Source organism: Pedobacter sp. MC2016-05 (assembly GCF_026239735.1).
Classification (GTDB): Bacteria; Bacteroidota; Bacteroidia; order Sphingobacteriales; family Sphingobacteriaceae; genus Pedobacter.
This window is the reverse complement of sequence record NZ_JAPIVT010000007.1, coordinates 30213-49318: the sequence shown is the minus strand read 5'-3', so window position 1 is coordinate 49318 and position 19106 is coordinate 30213. Positions and strand designations below refer to the sequence as shown.

The window sequence follows — 19106 nt, the reverse complement described above, 5'->3', positions numbered from 1 at the left end:
ATTGTGCTTGATATTACCGGATGTGCGCATTTATGGAACAATGAAGCGCATTATCTTGCCCAGATCAGTAATCGCATGCTTGAAATTGGATACACTACCAAATTGGCCATTGCCGATACCATTGGAACTAGCTGGGCAGTTTCTCGTTTTTCGAGCCAGGAAAACATCGTTCCCGCCAGGAAACAATATTATGCTTTATTGCCACTGCCAGCGGCATCCCTCCGGCTGGAGCAACCTACCATAGAGCGTTTGAATAAACTTGGCCTGCAAAAAATAGCGCAATTTATTCAAATGCCGCGAAGTGTGTTGCGTCGCCGATTTGGAGAAAATATATTAAATCGCATTGGCCAGGCCATTGGTGATTTACCTGAAGTTTTTGATCCTGTAATAATTATCCCTGAATATGAAGAAAGATTGCCTTGCCTTGAACCCATAAGAACTGCTACCGCAATAGAAATAGCCATTAAAAAGCTACTGGAACAAATGTGTACCCGATTAAAAAACGATGGACTCGGTTTACGCAAGGCAGAATTAAAAGGTTTCCGTATAGATGGAAAAATTATCCGTACAGCAATCGGAACCCATCAAAGCAGCAACGAAGCTGATCATTTATTTAAGCTGTTAGCTTTAAATATTGACAAACTAGCGCCAGGTTTAGGCGTAGAACTTTTTACCTTATCAGCAAGTAAAACTGAACCTGTTGAACTGCCACAGGAAAAATTATGGCTTACTAAATCCGGACTCCAAAATCCATCACTTTCTGCTTTACTCGATCGTGTAGCCGGAAAAGTGGGACCGAAAGCTATTCGCCGCTTTATTCTGAAGCCAATTATTGGCCGGAACGTGCTATAAAAAAAGCAGATTCTCTTACTGAAAACAATGATTTACCCTGGCATAATCCATTAGGAAGACCAATCCAATTGCTGCATCAACCAGAACATATCCAGGTTACTGCACCAATTCCAGATTATCCTCCTTTGTTATTTATTTACAAAGGGAAACGTCATCCCATTAAAAAAGCAGATGGACCAGAGCGGATAGAGCGTTCTTGGTGGCTTGAAAGCGGAGAGCACCGCGATTATTATATTGTAGAAGATGATCAGGGTTGCCGTTATTGGCTATTTAGGGCCGGTCATTATTCCGCTCAGAATTCGCGTTGGTTTATTCATGTTTTTTTTGCTTAAATAGTTATGGAATATGCAGAACTTCAAATCACCAGCAATTTTAGCTTTTTAAAAGGTGCTTCACATCCTGAGGAATTGGTTGAAGAAGCCGCAAAAATGGGCTATTCTAAAATTGCCATTACCGACCATAATACCCTGGCCGGTATAGTTAGAGCACATGCCGCCGCTAGAAAATATGAAATCAATATTATTCCGGCTTGCCGATTGAACCTACAGGATGGCCCAAGTTTGCTTGCGTACCCACAACATTCATCCGGCATTTTATTTGTCGCCATTCCTCCTGATACTTTATCTGCAAATTTTGATTTTGAAACCGATTTCCAAAATTCTTTGGCAGAATATAAACACAACCTTAATGATCAGCTTTATTTAGCTATTTCCAGGAATTATCAGGGCGAAGATCAAAAGCGGATGTTTCGTTTAACATCGCTTGCTAATCAATTGAGGATTCCTTTAGTGGCAACCAACGATGTGTATTACCATACGCCAGAAAGACGCGAGCTGCAGGATGTGCTAACTTGTGTTCGTGAGAAATGCACCATTCATGCCGCCGGTTTTCATTTGTTTAAAAATGCAGAACGCCATCTTAAAACTCCAGAAGAGATGTTAAGGCTTTACCGGCAATATCCACAAGCGCTTCAAAATGCCGTACATATTGCGCAAACATGTCAGTTTAGTTTAGATAGCCTCAAATACGTATATCCGGAGGAGATAACCAACGGAGCGCGCTCTCCTTTTGAAGAATTAACCCATTTAGCGTGGAAAGGTGCACATGAAATTTTCGGTGAAAATTTGCCGCAAAAAATTGTAGACAACATTAACTATGAACTGAAATTTGTAAAGGAAATGGAATATGCTTCTTATTTTCTTACCGTCTATGACATTGTGAGTTTCGCCCGAAGGCAAAAAATTCTTTGCCAGGGTCGCGGTTCTGCTGCAAATTCTACCATTTGTTATTGCCTGGGCATAACCTCGGTAGACCCAACAAAATTTGATTTGCTTTTTGAACGTTTCGTTTCTTCAGCCAGGAATGAGCCACCCGATATAGATGTAGATTTTGAGCATGAACGCCGTGAGGAAGTGATTCAATACATCTATAATAAATATGGCAGAGATCGGGCCGCGATTGTTGCAACCGTTACCCAACAGCGACAAAAAGGAGCCATTAGAGATGTTGGCAAAGTGATGGGCTTATATGTTGATACCATTAACAGGCTATCGGCATCCATTTGGGAATTTACCGATGAATGGTTTGAGGGGAACAGATTAACAGAGCAAGGGCTTAATCCTAATGATCCACTATTAAGAAAAGTACTTTCACTTACCGCACAATTGATGGGCTTCCCTCGTCAGCTGGGGCAACATACAGGCGGCTTTGTAATTACGCAGGGTAAGCTGACCGATCTTTGCCCGATATTGAATGCCCGCATGGCTGATCGAACCAATATTGAATGGAACAAGGATGATATTGATACACTGGGTTTTTTAAAAATAGATATTTTGGCTTTAGGTATGTTAACCTGCATTAGAAAAGGTTTCGATTTAGCAAAACAACACTACAATCTCGATCTTTCTATGGCTAAAATTAATGAATACGATGATCCGGAAGTATATAAAATGATTAGCCATGCAGATACCATTGGCGTATTTCAGATAGAAAGCCGGGCCCAACAATCTATGTTACCCGGATTGAAACCAGAATGCTTTTACGATTTGGTAATTGAAGTGGCAATTGTACGTCCTGGCCCTATTCAGGGCGACATGGTTCATCCTTATTTGCGCAGAAGAAATAAAGAAGAAGTGATAAAATATCCTTCAAAAGAACTGGAAGAAATTTTAAATAAAACTTTGGGAGTTCCACTTTTTCAGGAGCAGGCGATGAAAATTGCCATCGTAGCTGCCGGTTTTACACCTACTGAAGCCGATGAATTGCGTAGAAGCATGGCAACCTTTAAACTGAAAGGTATGGTTACGCAGTTCGAGAAAAAATTAATCTCTGGAATGGTAGCTAAAGGTTACGATGAAGAATTTGCAAAACGAATTTTTAAGCAACTGGAGGGTTTTGGAAGTTATGGATTTCCAGAAAGTCATGCTGCAAGTTTTGCGCTCCTGGTGTATGTTTCCTGCTGGTTAAAATGCTATTACCCCGATGTATTTGCAGCGGCTTTATTAAATAGTATGCCCATGGGATTTTATCAGCCAGCGCAAATAGTAATCGATGCCCGAAAGCACAATGTTGAGGTTCGCCCGATTGATATCAACTACTCTTATTTCGATAATACCTTGGAAGAACTGGTTGGGAAATATCACGCTTTGCGTTTAGGTTTCAGACAAATTAAAGGCATTAGAACAGAAGATATTGAAGCGCTAACCACGTATCGGATAAAGCATTATCAGAATATTCATGAACTATTGGATGTGGGTGTATCATTAGCCACAATGGAACGTTTGGCAGACGCTGATGCTTTTCGTTCTTTAGGTTTTGATCGGCGCCAGGCTTTATGGGAAGTTTCTGCCCTGGCCGATAGACCAATTGCACTCTTTAAAGATCAGACAGCATAAAGTCAGCTAGAAAAACAAACGTCCCTCCCGCTCATGTCTACCTCCGAACATGTGATTCAAGATTATGCTTCTACTTCACTTTCATTAAAAGCACATCCGGTAAGCTTTGTACGGGAGCAATTGAATTTGTTGAGGGTATCAGCCAATAAAGATTTAGCAGAAATTAAGGATGGAACAACATTAAAGGTAGCCGGACTCGTATTGGTGAGGCAAAGACCTGGAACAGCTGGTGGAGTTTGTTTTATTATTATAGAAGATGAATCAGGATTTTCAAACCTGGTTGTTTTTGAAAGCTTATTTATAAAATATAGAAAAGAAATTTTGCAGGCCAGGTTACTCATGGTAGAGGGAAAACTACAAAGAGAAGGCGAAGTAATCCATGTTATTGTAAAACGTTGCTTCGATCTTACTCCGCTATTAAGAAAATTAAGCAAGGAAGAGAATGATCATTCATCTTTGTTAACACTTTCCCGTTCTGATGAAAAAACGGCTCCTTTCCCTGTCGAAAATAAAAGAACTCAGGTACGCAAAACAGACCAGGAAATTTCCATTCCGCAAGCCCGTAATTTTAGATAAGAATAAACGCTCAAAATTTAAGTCATAAAAAACCTCTATTGGATGATAGAGGCTTTTACTTACGTTTATTCTCTTTCTACAAACTTATGGAAAGTACTTTCTTCTCCATCAGCCTTCTTTTCCTGATAAAGAAAGTCGAGCTTGTTATCATCAAATACTTTAAAGAAATTATCCCAGTCGGTTTCTTTCAAATCACTACTCTTACTATTTTTAGGGAAATGAATTCTTAAAAGTCCTCCGCCTTTTCCATCAGTTGTATCTGCAACTACTGCAGGTACGCCATCATGTTTTTCTACCCACTTTTTAATGGTATCGTGGTCATGGGTTTGTTTTGAACTGCTCATATCGTTGTATTTTATTTTTACAGTATATGTATATACAATTCTATTGGGTAGAAAAGGTTTTGACTTTTTAAAAATCTTTAAAAAATAAAGCCCCCACTTTTCAGTCGGGGCTTATAAATTATTACCTAAATTAAGTATTAGTTGAAGTTATAACGAACACCGAATTGCATGTAGTAAGTAGATAAGATGGTTTGAGTTGTACCAAAAGTTTCTCTAACCACATCATTTGAGGCATTAGCAACTCTAAAAGTAGGTTTTGTTAGCGCATTAATAGCTGAAACATTTTGAGGAACAAGAATAGCAGCGTTATTTACGAAGTTTTGATTACCCCATTTGCGGTTTAATAAATTACCAACATTGAAGATATCAACAGTAAATTGGAATGAATTTTTTGTTTTTCCAAAATCCTTGAAAACCTCTTGTGTCAATCTAAAATCGAACTGATTTCTCCAAGGAGATGTACCACCATTACGCTCTGCAAATTTACCTCTATTTTTGCTTAAATATTTATCTTGAGCAATATAAGCTTCGAATAAATCAGCTTGCTCTTGAGCACTATATGCCCTAGCATAACCAGTAGTGTTAGCAGGTACTGCAACAAATGATGCTGCTGTATATTCTCCTACGTTCGGAATATAAATCAGATCGTTACCTGAAACGCCATCACGATTAAAATCTCCATTATAAGTATATGAGAATCTTCCTTGTTGACTTCCTTCATAGAACAATGAGAATGAAGTTGCTAAGTTACCAAAATATGCTTTTCTGTAAGAAATATTCGCAACAATACGATCAGGGTTTAAGTTACTTGAATAACTTAATGTAGGTGTGTTTGGATTCACAGAAGTTTGAGGTAATGACCAAAGGTTAGCTAATTGGTCACCACTTTGATCTCCAAAATTACGTTGATCAGAACGGGTATAAGCAATCATAGCTGTTAAACCATTAGAAAACTGTTTGGTTAATTGAGCAGTTGCCATCCAATTATAGCCACCTTTAACATTACTCATTTGAATTGCATTAAAACCTGTTACAGTTCCGTTAACTCCTCCTGTTGGAGTTCCTTGAGCTACAGGCAAACCTGCAGCGTTGATAGGGTTATAATATTTATCAGAATTACTTGCAGGATAAAATAACCTTGTATCCCCGTAACCTGAGACTTGAATTCCTGGATTAACCAAGTTTAAGTTTTTAGCGAAGGCTACATTTAAATCACGACCATAAATTCCTTCTAAAGTAGCTACAACACCACCTGGTAATCTAAAATCAAATGCTAAACTAGATTTCCAAGTTTGAGGAAATTTAAGATCGGGAGCCATTACACTGATGCCAGCAGAAGGAATTGAACTTCCAGCAGCAGGTGCAGCTGTAGACAACTGAGGAGCTATTGAAGGATTAAAATATGGAGCAGCATTACCAACATAACTCTGAGTATACTGGATTAAACCAGCATCACCTGATTGAGAAACGATCCATACAAAAGGAATACGACCAGTGAAAATACCAGACCCACCACGAACTTGGAACGAACGATCACCCAAAACATCCCAGTTAAAGCCAAAACGCGGAGAGAAAGAAAGTTTGTTTTCAGGTAAAACACCTGTATCAACTCTTTGACCACCAAAACTCAAACCTGCGACTAATGGATGAGTTCTAACTTCAGTAACATCTGGATACGATGCTTGTTCAACACGAACTCCAGCAGTCACCTTTAAGCGGTCTGTAATTGTAAACTCATCTTGCAAATAAGCTGAGTACTGAGCAAATTTAAAACTCGGATAAGCTTGAGAACCATCAGCTGTCAAAGGATAAGTAACAGTATACTGCGCCGGCCTTTGATTAGTAATGAAATCATTCCATGATCTGAAAGTATAGAAACCGGTACCAAAACGTTGGAAACCATTTTTAGTTGTACTAAATTCAGCTTGTAAACCTAAAGTAATATTATGTTTTCCTAGAGCAATACTCAAGTCATCACTGTAAGTATAACCCTTAACATCTCTCAAATTCCCGTATGAAAATGGCTCATAACCGAATGTAGTCAATACACTTCCTAAGTTTGCAGAACTTGTAGGATTTCCATCCAAAATATCCACTAAAGGGAAAGCATTACCGTCTGTAGTACGAGGATCATTTTGATGGGAATAAGTAGCTCTTAAAACATTAGTAACCTTACTACCGAAATTTGAATTTAGCTCTGCAACGCCAGAATATAAGTTAGCAGCCTGATAGTAATTAGAGTTAAAGAAAGGTAAACCAGCGTTTCTGTTAGTACCTGATCTCTGATTTACATATGCATAACCAGTTACCGTTCCAATAGGTGATCCACCTGTAGAAGTACTTGCAGAGGCAGGAGTTTTGCTCTCTACTTGATTATAACGAACGCTAAAACGATGATTTTTATTAATGTTCCAATCTAAACGAGCAAACATCTTTTCATTATCGCTCTGATTTGAATAACCTTGATAAGGCCCTGTTGAATAACCGTAAGTATTAAATAAATATGAACTTACATCATTTAAAAAACTTTCGCTAGCCTGCACCACATTTGGATTGGCTACTATATAAGGGTTTGCTTCGCTTGATGCAATACGTTGGGTACCCGGAGAGGTTGTATTTTTCTTTTCGTAGTTTACGAAGAAAAACAACTTGTCCTTTACAATTGGTCCACCCAAACTGAAACCATAATTTTTCTCATCAAGTTTCTGAATTGATCTTTCAGGAATTCTGTAAGTATCACCAATTCTTTTTCCTTGCTGATCATCACCTCTCATGGTGTAAAAAGCATTACCTGAAAATGTATTAGTACCTGAACGGGTTACAGCACTAACTGATCCTCCCGTAAATCCTGTCTGACGAGCATCATAAGGTGTTACATTGATAGAGATTTGCTCTAACGCATCAATTGAGATTGGAGAACCACCTGCAGGAATATTCCCTCCGATTCCAAATTGGTTGTTGAAGTTGGCACCGTCCACCGTGAAATTATTAGAACGATAATTACCACCACCAATAGAAGTACCATTTGCCTGCGGTGTTAAACGCGTCAAATCATTTACACTACGAGTAATGGTAGGTAACGACTGTATTTGAGCCTTATTGATAACTGTTGAAGTACCATTTCTATTCGAATTAAGAACGCTATTCGAACTTTGTCCAACAACTTTCACCTCAGCTAAGGTTGCACTGTTATCAACCAATGTTGGGTTAATAACGAAAGGTTCACCTATTTTCAAATAAATGTCATTAACTTTTTCTGGTCTGTAACCCACAAAACTTATTTCTACAGTATAAGGACCGCCTACACGCATTCCACCAATTGTAAAACGGCCATCGTTGTTGGTAGAAACAGAGTAAACTGTTCCGGTTGGCGTATGTGTAGCTTTTACACTTGCACCAGGTAAGGCGCCTTTGGCATCCTTAATTGTTCCTGTCATTGATGATGTGGTAACCTGTGCACTAGCACCGAAAGTAATACCTACAACTGCAACAATAACGAGTACTAATCTTAAAAGTAAAGATTTGTTCATACTTTGTTTTTTAAATGTTTTTTGTTTGTTGAATAATAATCGGGGGTGATTTTATTGGCGCAAATGTACTTAATAATATTTAACACATTTTAACATCCAATGTTAAATTATCGTTAAGCATTCCAAAACTTTTCAACAATTAACATCATTAATAAGTCGCTTAACTTTCACTTTGTCAATCGTTTGCAAGCAACATTGAATTTTCCTTAAAGAATCACATATAATCTTGCCATTATCGAATCAAAAAAAGGCCTATTGTTGAATTTCACAACAAAAGTCTATAAACATTTATACCTTTGACCTTCTAAATCTTACAAATTGTTGACTAATACTGAATGAAGCGATTAAATTGTCCTAAAAAAATATTCGGACAGTGGATTTATTACTCAATCTTCAAAAGCTCATTTTTACACTATGATTTTAGCATTTTATAAATCTGTTTTAACGATAATTTAAACAGGTTGTGAAAGTAATATGTCAAATTCAGAATTTTGACACGAGATCTCATATTCATCAGTGCCAATTAACATTTTTTTTTTAGTTTTGGGGATTATAAGAAACAAAAGTTTTTTTAACTGTAATGCTGATATTATTTATTAAAGCGAGGGAAATCTGTTTTCAAAGAGCCTTCTCCTAACCTGGAGATTACCAACAATAAAATAACTTAAAAGAAGTCTTGTTTAGATATGAACCGTTCATAATTAAATCGCAAAAACACTACTAAGTAATGTTTTAATTATGGTAAGTTCCATCTGACAGATAAAAAATAAACTAAAAAAACAGATGAATTACGACGTTATTGTTTTAGGCAGCGGCCCAGGTGGCTACGTAGCTGCAATCAGAGCTTCACAATTAGGAATGAAAGTTGCCATTGTAGAGCGTGAATCATTAGGTGGTATTTGTTTAAACTGGGGTTGTATCCCAACAAAAGCATTATTAAAAAGCGCTCAGGTTTTCGAATATATTAACCATGCTGCAGATTACGGAATTACTACAGCGGGTGCTACAGCAGATTTCGCAGCAGTTGTAAAACGTAGCCGTGGCGTAGCCGATGGCATGAGTAAGGGCGTTCAATTTTTAATGAAGAAAAATAAAATTGACGTAGTGATGGGTATCGGTAAAGTGAAACCGGGAAATAAATTAGAAGTTAAAGGTGCAGATGGTTCTCAAAAAGAACTTACAGCAAAAAATATCATTATCGCAACTGGTGCTCGCTCAAGAGAATTACCAAACTTAAAACAAGACGGTAAAAAAATTATTGGCTACCGCCAGGCAATGGTTTTACCAGAGTTACCAAAAAGCATGGTTGTGGTAGGTTCAGGCGCTATCGGTGTAGAGTTTGCTTATTTCTATGCTACAATGGGCACAAAAGTAACTATCGTAGAATTTATGGAAAACGTTGTTCCGGTAGAAGACGAAGATGTATCTAAGCAATTATTGCGTAGCTTGAAAAAAGTGGGTATCGATGTAATGACTTCAGCTTCGGTTGAATCAGTTGATACTGCTGGCGCTGGCTGTAAAGTTTCTGTTAAAACAGCATCAGGCATGCAAACCATAGAGGCTGATATAGTCCTTTCTGCTGCTGGTATTGTAGCAAACATCGAAAATATCGGTTTAGAAGAAACTGGAATCAAAACTGAAAAAGGTAAAATCGTTACTGATGAATTCTATAATACGTCTGTAAAAGGATATTATGCTATTGGCGATGTAGTAGGTGGTCAGGCATTGGCACACGTTGCATCTGCCGAAGGCATTATTTGTGTGGAGAAAATTGCTGGTCAGCATGTAGAAGCCTTGGATTACAACAACATTCCGGGTTGTACTTATTGCACTCCAGAAATCGCTTCAGTAGGGTATACTGAAAAAGCAGCGAAAGCAGCTGGATACGAATTGAAAATTGGTAAATTCCCATTCTCAGCTTCAGGTAAAGCAAGTGCTGCTGGTGCAAAAGATGGTTTTGTAAAATTAATTTTTGACGCCAAATATGGTGAATTATTAGGCGCACACATGATTGGTGCTAACGTTACTGAAATGATCGCAGAAATTGTGGTTGCCCGTAAACTAGAAACCACTGGTCATGAAATGATAAAATCTGTACATCCTCACCCAACCATGAGTGAGGCCATTATGGAAGCTGCTGCAGACGCTTACGGTGAAGTTATCCACTTGTAAGTCGGACTCTTTAGTCTTTAGTGAAAATACGAAAACCCTTTAGTTAGTTCTAAAGGGTTTTTGTATTTTTAAAACTTGATAGTCAACTCGCATCTTGATACCAAATACTTGTTACTAAATACTAGCGAATGAAACTCCATACTATAAACACAGGCCTATTTAAACTAGATGGTGGCGCTATGTTCGGTGTTGTTCCGAAAGCAATCTGGCAAAAAACCAACCCGGCAGATTCGAACAACCTTTGCACTTGGGCCATGCGCTGCCTTTTAATTGAGGATGGCAATAGACTCACCTTGGTTGATACCGGAATTGGCGAGAAACAGGATGACAAATTTTTTAGTCATTATTATTTGCATGGAGATGATTCAATCACAACATCACTGGCTAAATTGGGTTTCGGATTGGATGATATCACCGATGTATTTTTAACACATCTGCACTTTGATCATGTTGGCGGGGCTATTAAGCGGGAGAATGACAAGCTATCCCCTACTTTCAAAAATGCCCAGTATTGGAGTAACGAAAAACATTGGCAATGGGCTGTAGAGCCAAATGCCCGCGAAAAAGCGTCATTTTTAAAAGAAAACATTCTACCTATTCAAGAATGTGGGCAACTTCAGTTTGTGGAAGAAAAAGAAAATATCGAATGGCAACCCAACATTAATATCTCTTTTGCTTACGGCCATACCGATGCGATGATGTTGCCGAAAATAAAATACAAAGGCAAAACCATCGTTTACATGGCCGATCTTTTACCATCTGTTGGTCATTTACCCCTGCCCTATGTAATGGCTTATGATATGTTTCCACTGCAAACATTAACCGAAAAACAGGCCTTTTTAAATGAAGCTGTCGATAACGACTACATTCTTTATTTAGAACATGATCCTTTGAACGAGTGCTGTACTTTACAAAGAACTGAAAAAGGGATACGGGTGGATCAAACATTTAAATTGAGTGAAATTTAGATGATTAGGCCAGCAAAACCAGGTGATGCAGATGCGGTAGTTCCATTAATTGTTTTAGCGATGGATGAACTGGCCACTAAGTTTGCCAACTCTGGTGATTCAGTAGTGATATTCGAATTATTCAAACATTTCTTTCAGCAGATCGGCACTCAATACAGTTACGAAAACACAATAGTATATGTGGAGGAATACAAAGTTCTTGGTTCATTAAATGCCTACAATGGCGGCGATTTACCTGCATTGCGAAAAGGTTTTCTAGAATATTTGGCAGAGAAGCACAATTTAAAAAACTTTGAACCGGAGCCGGAAACGCAGTCAGGAGAATTTTATTTCGATACCTTGAGCGTTGCTCCAGAAGCACAGGGCAAAAGAATTGGCAAAGCATTAATCCAGGCTGGTATAGACTGGGCCTCAGCGCTTGGACATCAGAAGGTGGGTTTACTGGTAGAAAAAGATAACCTGATTGCACAAAACCTTTATAAAAAGTCTGGCTTTAAAAAGCAAAATACTCAGAAATTTATGGGTGGCGATTACGATCATCTTATCTACGATATTTAAATGAACAGCTTGATGTCAATTCGAAAATTTATTTTTGTTTTTATTTGTATTTAATCTAAATAATGCCAATTTTTGCAATACATGGAAAAAGCTTGTATTGATATCAATGAACTGGTTAACGTATTCTCAAATGCACATGGCTCTGTTTATCAATCAGATAAATTAAATTGCTTTTATGTTGATTTTGGTGGAAAGTTTGCCAAATACAATTGTATTTCGCTACAAAAATTAAAAAAGGTAGTGGAGCAAATCGACATCGAAGAGCTTTTACTAAATACACACCGGGCTGATTTCGAGTTGGTAACTTTTAATGGTTGCGAGCATATTTACCTCTTAAGTGCCTTGGAAATCGTTGCTTTAAAAGATTTATTACAAGGCGCATTTACTATGTTCAAACTCAACCACCTCCTTAGCGATTGTCTTTATAGATTAATTTATTAGATCATTGGTTTAATCGCCGGTAGTTCATTTGTTTTTTATTCATTGAATCAACCGTCTTTAGTATATTTCTGATTAATCAATTGGTGCTTTATATTTATTATACAGTAGTTGATTTTCTTCTTTATCCCTAGCAATTACCTATTCAAATTCTTGCTTAGCTAGTCAATCTCTAATATTCCGACCTTCATTTTTGCTCCTTCATCCTTAACTTTGTTCGTTGCGCTATCGGGCTTTGCTCAAAATAAAAGTACTATCTCACTGTCTTCCAATCGGTATCCGTTAAACGTTATTCAGCATAATACACCAACAATTGTCGTTATTTAAACTCATTACAAATAACTTATTATCAGCAATTTAGACTAATTTCATATAGCAAATAAATAGTGTAATTGAACAATTTCGTTTTACATTTGTATTGTTATTAAAGCACAGAAATTATGAAAGATCTAATGCGTATAAAGTGTTTAATATCTCAGGATATCGAAACACTTTTAAATCAGCAAATAAAAAAAGAAGCTCACTCTTCATCACTATATTTATCAATGGCGTCTTGGTGTAACCAACAAGGCTACGATTTCTCGGCAGATTATTTCACAAAACAATCTGAAGAAGAAAGAATGCACCAATTAAAATTGTTCAAATACGTTTTAGATATGGGTGGAAATGCAATCTCTCCGGAAGTTACAGGAATTAAAACTGACTTTGCAGGTTTTAGAGAAGTATTTGAAGATGCACTTGAGGCAGAAATTGCAATTACGCAAAGCTTTAAAAATTTAGCGGCCAGATGCCATAAAGAACAAGATTTCGTGACAATGGAATTCTTGAACTGGTTCTTAAAAGAGCAACGTGAAGAAGAATATAAAGCACGTAGAGCGCTTGAACTATTCGAAGTGATTGGTGAAGAAGGAACTGGAAGATGGGAAATAGACAAACATGTGAACAAAATCACCTATTCGGAAGATTAAGAATAACAATCAACAAAACATATCTTTAAAAGACTATCTTGATTAACCATCAAGATGGTCTTTTTTTTTGTGCATTATTCCCAAAACTAAAAACTTCTTAAAAAGAAAGCTCCCAAGTGATCACTTGAAAGCTTCTTTTAGTTTAGTTTGTTTGGTTTTATGTTGATTATGAATAAGCCTGAAGGGTTTTATAAAAAAAGCGCCGTTGCCAGCGCTTTTTTTAAACCAAATATATAATAATAATTAACGAGCATCACAAAAGTACAAACTTTATTCATATAAGCAAGTAATATTTATAAATAAATTAAAGTATTTCATAAAAAATAAAAAATATTACGAAAAAACAGATAAAAATACCACAAAAAGACACCGTAAAACATTTAAGTACAATTTTTTTATAACAAAAAACGCATTTTTTACTTTCAAAATCATACTTTAACAAAATATTTAAGTCAAATGATAGAAAATTTTATAAAAAATTACTTAAATCATCCCCAAACTTATGATGAAATGTTTTTAAATAGTGACAATTACAGAAATCACTATTCAAACTTCATCAATAATTTCTCTAAAGAATCTCTCGAAAACCTAAACAAAAAAGAAGAGTTGGCAAAAAAACTCTTCATGAGCCAGGGTATTACTTTCACCGTTTACGATAGCGGTGAAGGAATTGAAAAGATTTTTCCTTTCGATATCATCCCCCGTATCATCACCTCGAGTGAATGGTCGTTTATTGAAAAAGGAATTAAACAGCGTTTAAAGGCTTTGAATCTTTTCTTAAAAGATGTGTATAGCAATCAATTTATCATCAAGGATCAAATTGTGCCTATTAATGTAATTTATTCGTGCTCACACTTTTTAAGAGAGATGCACAATGTGAATGTACTTCACGACATTTATATTCACATTGCTGGCATTGATCTGATCCGGGATCACGACGGCACTTTCTATGTACTCGAAGATAATCTGCGCACGCCATCTGGGGTAAGTTATATGCTGGAAAATAGGGAAATAACGAAGAGATTATTCCCTGATCTGATTCCGCAATGCGGCGTAAGAAGTGTAACCGAATACCCAGCCATCCTTTACAAAAACCTAATGGCGCTTTCACCAAGAGCGGTATCAAACCCTACAATTGTGCTTTTAAGCCCGGGCATGTACAATTCTGCTTACTACGAACACACTACCCTAGCCCGATTGATGGGTGTTGAATTGGTAGAAGGCCGGGATTTAGTGGTTAAAAACCAGAAAGTTTTCATGAAAACCACTACGGGTCTGCAACAAGTTGATGTAATTTATCGCCGGGTAGATGATGATTACCTCGACCCGCTGGTATTTAACCCGAACAGTGTTCTAGGCGTAGCGGGATTAATGGGCGCTTATCGAAAAGGCAATGTAGCCATCGTAAATGCTGTTGGAAATGGCGTTGCTGACGATAAAGCAGTTTATACCTACGTGCCGGATATGATTAAATATTATTTGAACGAAGAACCCATACTAAAAAATGTACCGACCTACCAGCTGAGCAACCGCGATGAATTGGATTATGTTTTTCAAAACATCAACACGATGGTGATTAAAAAAACCAATGGCAGTGGCGGCTATGGCATGCTAATGGGGCATGCAGCGTCGGAACAGGAAACAGATGATTACAAACTGGAAATATTAAAAGATCCCCGCAATTTCATCGCTCAGCCAACAATAAGCCTGTCTTCTGCACCCTGCTTTATTAATGGAAAACTTGCACCAAGAAGAATCGATTTACGTCCTTTTGCACTAAACGGACCGGATGGAATTTCGATTGTTCCCGGTGGATTAACCCGGGTGGCCCTGAAAGAAGGCTCTTTGGTGGTAAATAGTTCGCAAGGTGGCGGCAGTAAAGATACATGGGTTTTAACTTCTTAGAATAAAAATATGTTAAGTAGAGTAGCATCAAGCTTATATTGGTTGAGCAGGTATGTGGAGCGTAGCGATGGTATGCTTCGCATGCTAAAAATAAATTATGCCTCATCGCAAGATACCATCCAGGAATTTACCTGGAAACCCGTAATCCGGATTTTTTCTGCTGATGATGAAAACGAACTGTTAAATATCCAGCACGATAGCAGAGCCGTAATTGAATATTTATTGTTGAACCGTGAAAATCCCAACTCGATTTTAAATATTGTAACGCTGGCCAGAGAAAATGCAAGAAGCGTACAAGAGCACATTCCAAAGGATTTATGGCAATGTTTAAACGAATATTACCATACCGTAAAAGACAAAAAGTTATTGTGGTATGTACAGAAAGATGATCCAATTACAGCGCTGGATATTTTGATTAAGCAGGTAATGCTTTACCACGGAACCGCAGATAGCGCTATGGAACGTGGCGAAAGCCGAAGCTTTATGAAAATTGGCAAACATTTGGAAAGAAGTATTCAATCTGTTGATATTTTGGACATTAAATTTAGTTCCATTAGCGACAATCCGGATTTGTTAACCGATATCGCCTACTGGAAACATTTACTTTTATCATTAGGTGGTTATGAGCTTTATTTGAAAACCTATAGACAAGGATTTGATGCTAAAAATATCATCGAACTGGTGATGTTAAATAACGATTTCCCTCGATCGGCGCTTTACTCGATGCACAATATCGAAAGGTATTTTAACAGGTTGAAAAGCGAAAGTAATATTGAACATTACAACAACTTGTCGTTTAAAATAGGCCGGTTAAAAAGTATGATTACCTATAGTTCAGTTAACACAATGGAAGAAGAGCAGCTGCATGATTATCTAACTGAAATCCGGGCTGAGCTTTTTGGCATCGGAAACCTTTTAAACGAATATTATTTCGCAAATTCATAGTATTAAATGATCATCCCGATAGATAATAATAACCAATATCACTATGCCAATTTTTAAAATTAAACATATCACCAATTACAAATACGAGTCGCCAGTTCGAGATAGCGCTAATCAGATTATTTTGTTTCCTATAAAAGACGATTTCCAGAAGGTGGTTAAACACGACCTCAATATTTCAGGTAGTCCCGAGATTGAAATTTTCATAGATTATTATGGAAACGAGGTGGGAACTTTTACTCAAAATGAACCCCACACACAGTTGAAAATATTTTCAAAGGTTAGTGTAGAAACTTTCCCTAAACCACTGCCTCAAGATGATATGTTCAGCAGTGAGCAATGGAATAGTTTAGCGGCCATCAGATACGAAGTGCCTTATATTGATTATCTGAGGCAAGAATCTTTTACGGGAATAACTCAACTTAAAGAAACCGCGTTATCCATTAAAGTAGCAGAAGATACGCCATATCAAACAGCAGTTAAATACTGTGCGCACGTCTTCAGCAATTTCGAATACATTAAAGGAATTACTGCAGTAGATACCACCATTGAAGAAATTTTGAAATTAAAGGCCGGTGTTTGCCAGGATTTTGCACATGTGCTTACTGCTATGCTAAGGTTAACGGGTATCCCATCGCGATATGTAAGTGGATACATTTGCCCGAACAGAGACGGTATGCGTGGTGAAGGCGCAACCCATGCCTGGGCAGAAGCCTATTTACCAGAATATGGGTGGCTAGGTCTCGACCCTACCAACAACTGCATCGCCAATGAAAATCATGTTCGTTTGGCAGTTGGCCGAAATTTTGCCGATTGCTCACCTGTAAAAGGCGTTTATAAAGGTGGTTTTGAGCATATTATGGAGGTAAATGTATCGGTAGGTTATAACGATGAAGATTTTAATGACAATGAGAATTACTTCCAACCCAAAGAAGTAAATTATACCAAACCATCAGGATTAGCGACTACCGTTAGAAAGCAAAACAGCTACCAGCAATATATGGAAGCCATGCAGCAACAGCAGCAACAATAGAGATCAGGTTTTCAAGATTTAAGGACAAGGCAGGATCGACGGCATAAAATAATTTGTTCATTTGATTAAAATCTGCGTTTTGACGTATTGATCAAAGGACTTCGTATGAGTTAAATCCCTATTTGCTTGCATCGAAACACCATCATTAATGAGTCATTGGATGAATATCTGCAATTCAGCTTATATTCATCCGATGACTTTTTTATTAATCGAAAAATAATATGAGTACAATTAAAAATAGGAAGTTTAGCTGCATTGGGAATTGCTCTCATCTTCGGCTGTAAAGAAAAAATCTCTAAGCTTAGGCTCCATAAATCCAGAAACAATAAAATATTACATTGCTGTTTTAGCTGATGATTCACTGCAAGGCAGGCGCCCATTTACGGTCGGAGAAACTAAAACTGTGAATTATATGTCGTCGACACTAAAAACCGAGGGGGTAGAACCTGGCAACAATGGCAGTTACATTCAAAAAGTGCCAATGGTCGAAATCACTTCTACCCCATAAGAAAAAATGGAAATAAATGGCGGGAAAGAAAAACTGAAATTTAAAGCAGTTGATGATTTCGTTGCAGTTACCAGACGAGAACAGGATACCATTCAATTGAAAAATTCGCCGCTTGTTTTTGCAGGTTTCGGTATTGTGGCACCAGAATTTAACTGGAAAGACTACAAAAACCTGGATATAAAGGGTAAAACAGTCGTGGTATTAATCAGTGATCCTGGTTTTAACGCAAAAGATAAAATGTTTTCAGAGGCGATACCATGACTTATTATGGTCGCTGGATGTACAAATATGAGGAAGCAGCCAGACAAGGCGCTGCTGGAGTAATCATTATACATCAAACGGAACCTGCTAGCTACTGCTGGTCGGTAATTACCAATAGCAATACCGGTTCAAGGTTATACCTCCAGGCTGCTGACAAACACAAATCGAGATATACACTTGAAGGCTGGATGACGGAGCAGGCGGCAGCAAAGTTACTTGCTAACGCTGGAATCACCGGAGATATTCGTGAGTATGCCCGACGAAAGGATTTTAAAACTGTTCCGCTAAACCAAACGGTAACTGTAACTTTAAACAATAAATACAAATATTCCACTTCGCAAAATGTGATAGGAATTATTAAAGGAAGTAAACGACCGGAAGAAACGATTATTTACTCTGCACACTGGGGTCATTTCGGCATCGCACCCAAAATCAATGGCGATTCTATTTACAATGGCGCTGTAGATAATGCAAGCGGTGTTGCAGCAATGCTGTCCATTGCCAAAGCTTTTCAGGAGTCAAAAGAAAAGCCAAAAAGATCTATTGTATTTTTAGCAGTAACCGGTGAAGAACATAGTTTTACTAGGTTCAGAATATTATGCCTTAAACCCAATCTATCCATTAAATAAAACGGTAGCCAACTTAAATATGGATGCGCTAGGTTTCTATGGCGAAACCAAAGACATTTCAATTAAAGGAAAAGGCCAAAACGAGGTGAAAGATTACATCGTCAAGTTGCTCAAGGATAATGACTTGGAAGCAGTTGGCGACACCCGCCCAAGTGCAGGAAGCTAATATCGTTCTGATCATTTCGATTTTGCAAAAGTGGGCGTACCCGCAATCGATATCGTGAATGGCTTCAACAGCAAGGAACATGGCGCTAAATGGGGACAAGAACAGAGATTGGGCTATTATGAGAAACATTACCATCAACCTTCAGATGCTTACTCGCCACAAATGAACACGAAAGGCTTTGCGCAAATTGCAAATATCCTATTTACCGTAGGTTACAAATTAAGCAACGAAACTACTTTTCCGCAATGGAAAGCCGGATCAGAGTTTAAAGCAGCAAGAGATAAATCAAACAACAGTTTGTAGTTCGCAGTTTCAATAACCGAAAATTGGATACTGCTAATTGTTAACCGATGCATTTTTTT

16 protein-coding genes and 1 pseudogene are annotated in these 19106 nt (G+C 37.7%); 15 read left to right on the top strand and 2 right to left on the bottom strand.

Annotated elements, in window-relative coordinates; genetic code table 11:
- Positions 1-3: 3 nt before the first annotated feature.
- The 4 genes from OQZ33_RS11245 to OQZ33_RS11230 all read left to right on the top strand — a co-directional run bounded on the left by OQZ33_RS11245 (position 4) and on the right by OQZ33_RS11230 (position 4322).
- Positions 4-852 carry a Y-family DNA polymerase gene (locus tag OQZ33_RS11245; protein ID WP_265799123.1) on the top strand — a complete coding sequence of 283 codons (849 nt, stop codon included), beginning with the start codon at positions 4-6 and terminating at the stop codon, positions 850-852.
- 68 nt (positions 853-920) lie between these two features.
- On the top strand, positions 921-1184 hold the full coding sequence (locus tag OQZ33_RS11240) for a hypothetical protein (RefSeq protein ID WP_265799122.1): 264 nt from the start codon (positions 921-923) through the stop codon (positions 1182-1184).
- Positions 1185-1190: 6 nt separating this feature from the next.
- Positions 1191-3746, top strand: coding sequence for an error-prone DNA polymerase (locus OQZ33_RS11235; protein ID WP_265799121.1), 2556 nt, complete (start codon positions 1191-1193; stop codon positions 3744-3746).
- Positions 3747-3779: 33 nt separating this feature from the next.
- Positions 3780-4322 carry an OB-fold nucleic acid binding domain-containing protein gene (locus tag OQZ33_RS11230; protein WP_265799120.1) on the top strand — a complete coding sequence of 181 codons (543 nt, stop codon included), beginning with the start codon at positions 3780-3782 and terminating at the stop codon, positions 4320-4322.
- Between the two features lie 65 nt (positions 4323-4387).
- Here OQZ33_RS11230 and OQZ33_RS11225 read toward each other — a convergent pair whose 3' ends face one another.
- Together OQZ33_RS11225 and OQZ33_RS11220 are read right to left on the bottom strand one after the other, a co-directional pair.
- Complete coding sequence (locus tag OQZ33_RS11225) at positions 4388-4666, bottom strand: hypothetical protein (RefSeq protein ID WP_265799119.1); 279 nt, start codon at positions 4664-4666, stop codon at positions 4388-4390.
- Between the two features lie 137 nt (positions 4667-4803).
- Positions 4804-8196: a TonB-dependent receptor gene (locus OQZ33_RS11220; RefSeq protein ID WP_265799118.1), complete on the bottom strand. Its 3393-nt coding sequence runs from the start codon at positions 8194-8196 to the stop codon at positions 4804-4806.
- Between the two features lie 783 nt (positions 8197-8979).
- Between OQZ33_RS11220 and lpdA the strand changes: the two genes are divergently transcribed.
- From lpdA to OQZ33_RS24485, 11 genes and pseudogenes are all read left to right on the top strand, one after another.
- A complete protein-coding gene (lpdA, locus tag OQZ33_RS11215) occupies positions 8980-10368 on the top strand; it encodes a dihydrolipoyl dehydrogenase (RefSeq protein WP_265799117.1) in 1389 nt (462 codons plus the stop codon).
- A 128-nt stretch (positions 10369-10496) separates the two neighbouring features.
- Positions 10497-11336 carry an MBL fold metallo-hydrolase gene (locus OQZ33_RS11210; RefSeq protein ID WP_265799116.1) on the top strand — a complete coding sequence of 280 codons (840 nt, stop codon included), beginning with the start codon at positions 10497-10499 and terminating at the stop codon, positions 11334-11336.
- Positions 11337-11894: a GNAT family N-acetyltransferase gene (locus OQZ33_RS11205; RefSeq protein ID WP_265799115.1), complete on the top strand. Its 558-nt coding sequence runs from the start codon at positions 11337-11339 to the stop codon at positions 11892-11894.
- A gap of 81 nt (positions 11895-11975) precedes the next feature.
- Complete coding sequence (locus tag OQZ33_RS11200; protein ID WP_265799114.1) at positions 11976-12335, top strand: hypothetical protein; 360 nt, start codon at positions 11976-11978, stop codon at positions 12333-12335.
- Positions 12336-12772: 437 nt separating this feature from the next.
- Positions 12773-13300, top strand: a complete 528-nt coding sequence (locus OQZ33_RS11195) for a ferritin (RefSeq protein WP_056849867.1) — start codon at positions 12773-12775, stop codon at positions 13298-13300.
- A 456-nt stretch (positions 13301-13756) separates the two neighbouring features.
- Positions 13757-15205, top strand: coding sequence for a circularly permuted type 2 ATP-grasp protein (locus tag OQZ33_RS11190; protein ID WP_265799113.1), 1449 nt, complete (start codon positions 13757-13759; stop codon positions 15203-15205).
- A gap of 9 nt (positions 15206-15214) precedes the next feature.
- On the top strand, positions 15215-16150 hold the full coding sequence (locus OQZ33_RS11185) for an alpha-E domain-containing protein (protein ID WP_265799112.1): 936 nt from the start codon (positions 15215-15217) through the stop codon (positions 16148-16150).
- A 43-nt stretch (positions 16151-16193) separates the two neighbouring features.
- The gene (locus OQZ33_RS11180; RefSeq protein ID WP_265799111.1) at positions 16194-17180 is read left to right on the top strand and encodes a transglutaminase family protein; all 987 of its coding nucleotides are present in this window, start codon (positions 16194-16196) and stop codon (positions 17178-17180) included.
- A 514-nt stretch (positions 17181-17694) separates the two neighbouring features.
- A complete protein-coding gene (locus OQZ33_RS11175) occupies positions 17695-17949 on the top strand; it encodes a hypothetical protein (protein ID WP_265799110.1) in 255 nt (84 codons plus the stop codon).
- Positions 17946-18578, top strand: a complete 633-nt coding sequence (locus tag OQZ33_RS11170; protein WP_265799109.1) for a M28 family peptidase — start codon at positions 17946-17948, stop codon at positions 18576-18578. The genes OQZ33_RS11175 and OQZ33_RS11170 overlap by 4 nt, the downstream gene beginning before the upstream one ends.
- Positions 18514-19047: pseudogene (locus OQZ33_RS24485) on the top strand (M28 family peptidase). The gene OQZ33_RS11170 and the pseudogene OQZ33_RS24485 overlap by 65 nt, the downstream one beginning before the upstream one ends.
- The last annotated feature ends 59 nt before the right edge of the window (positions 19048-19106 follow it).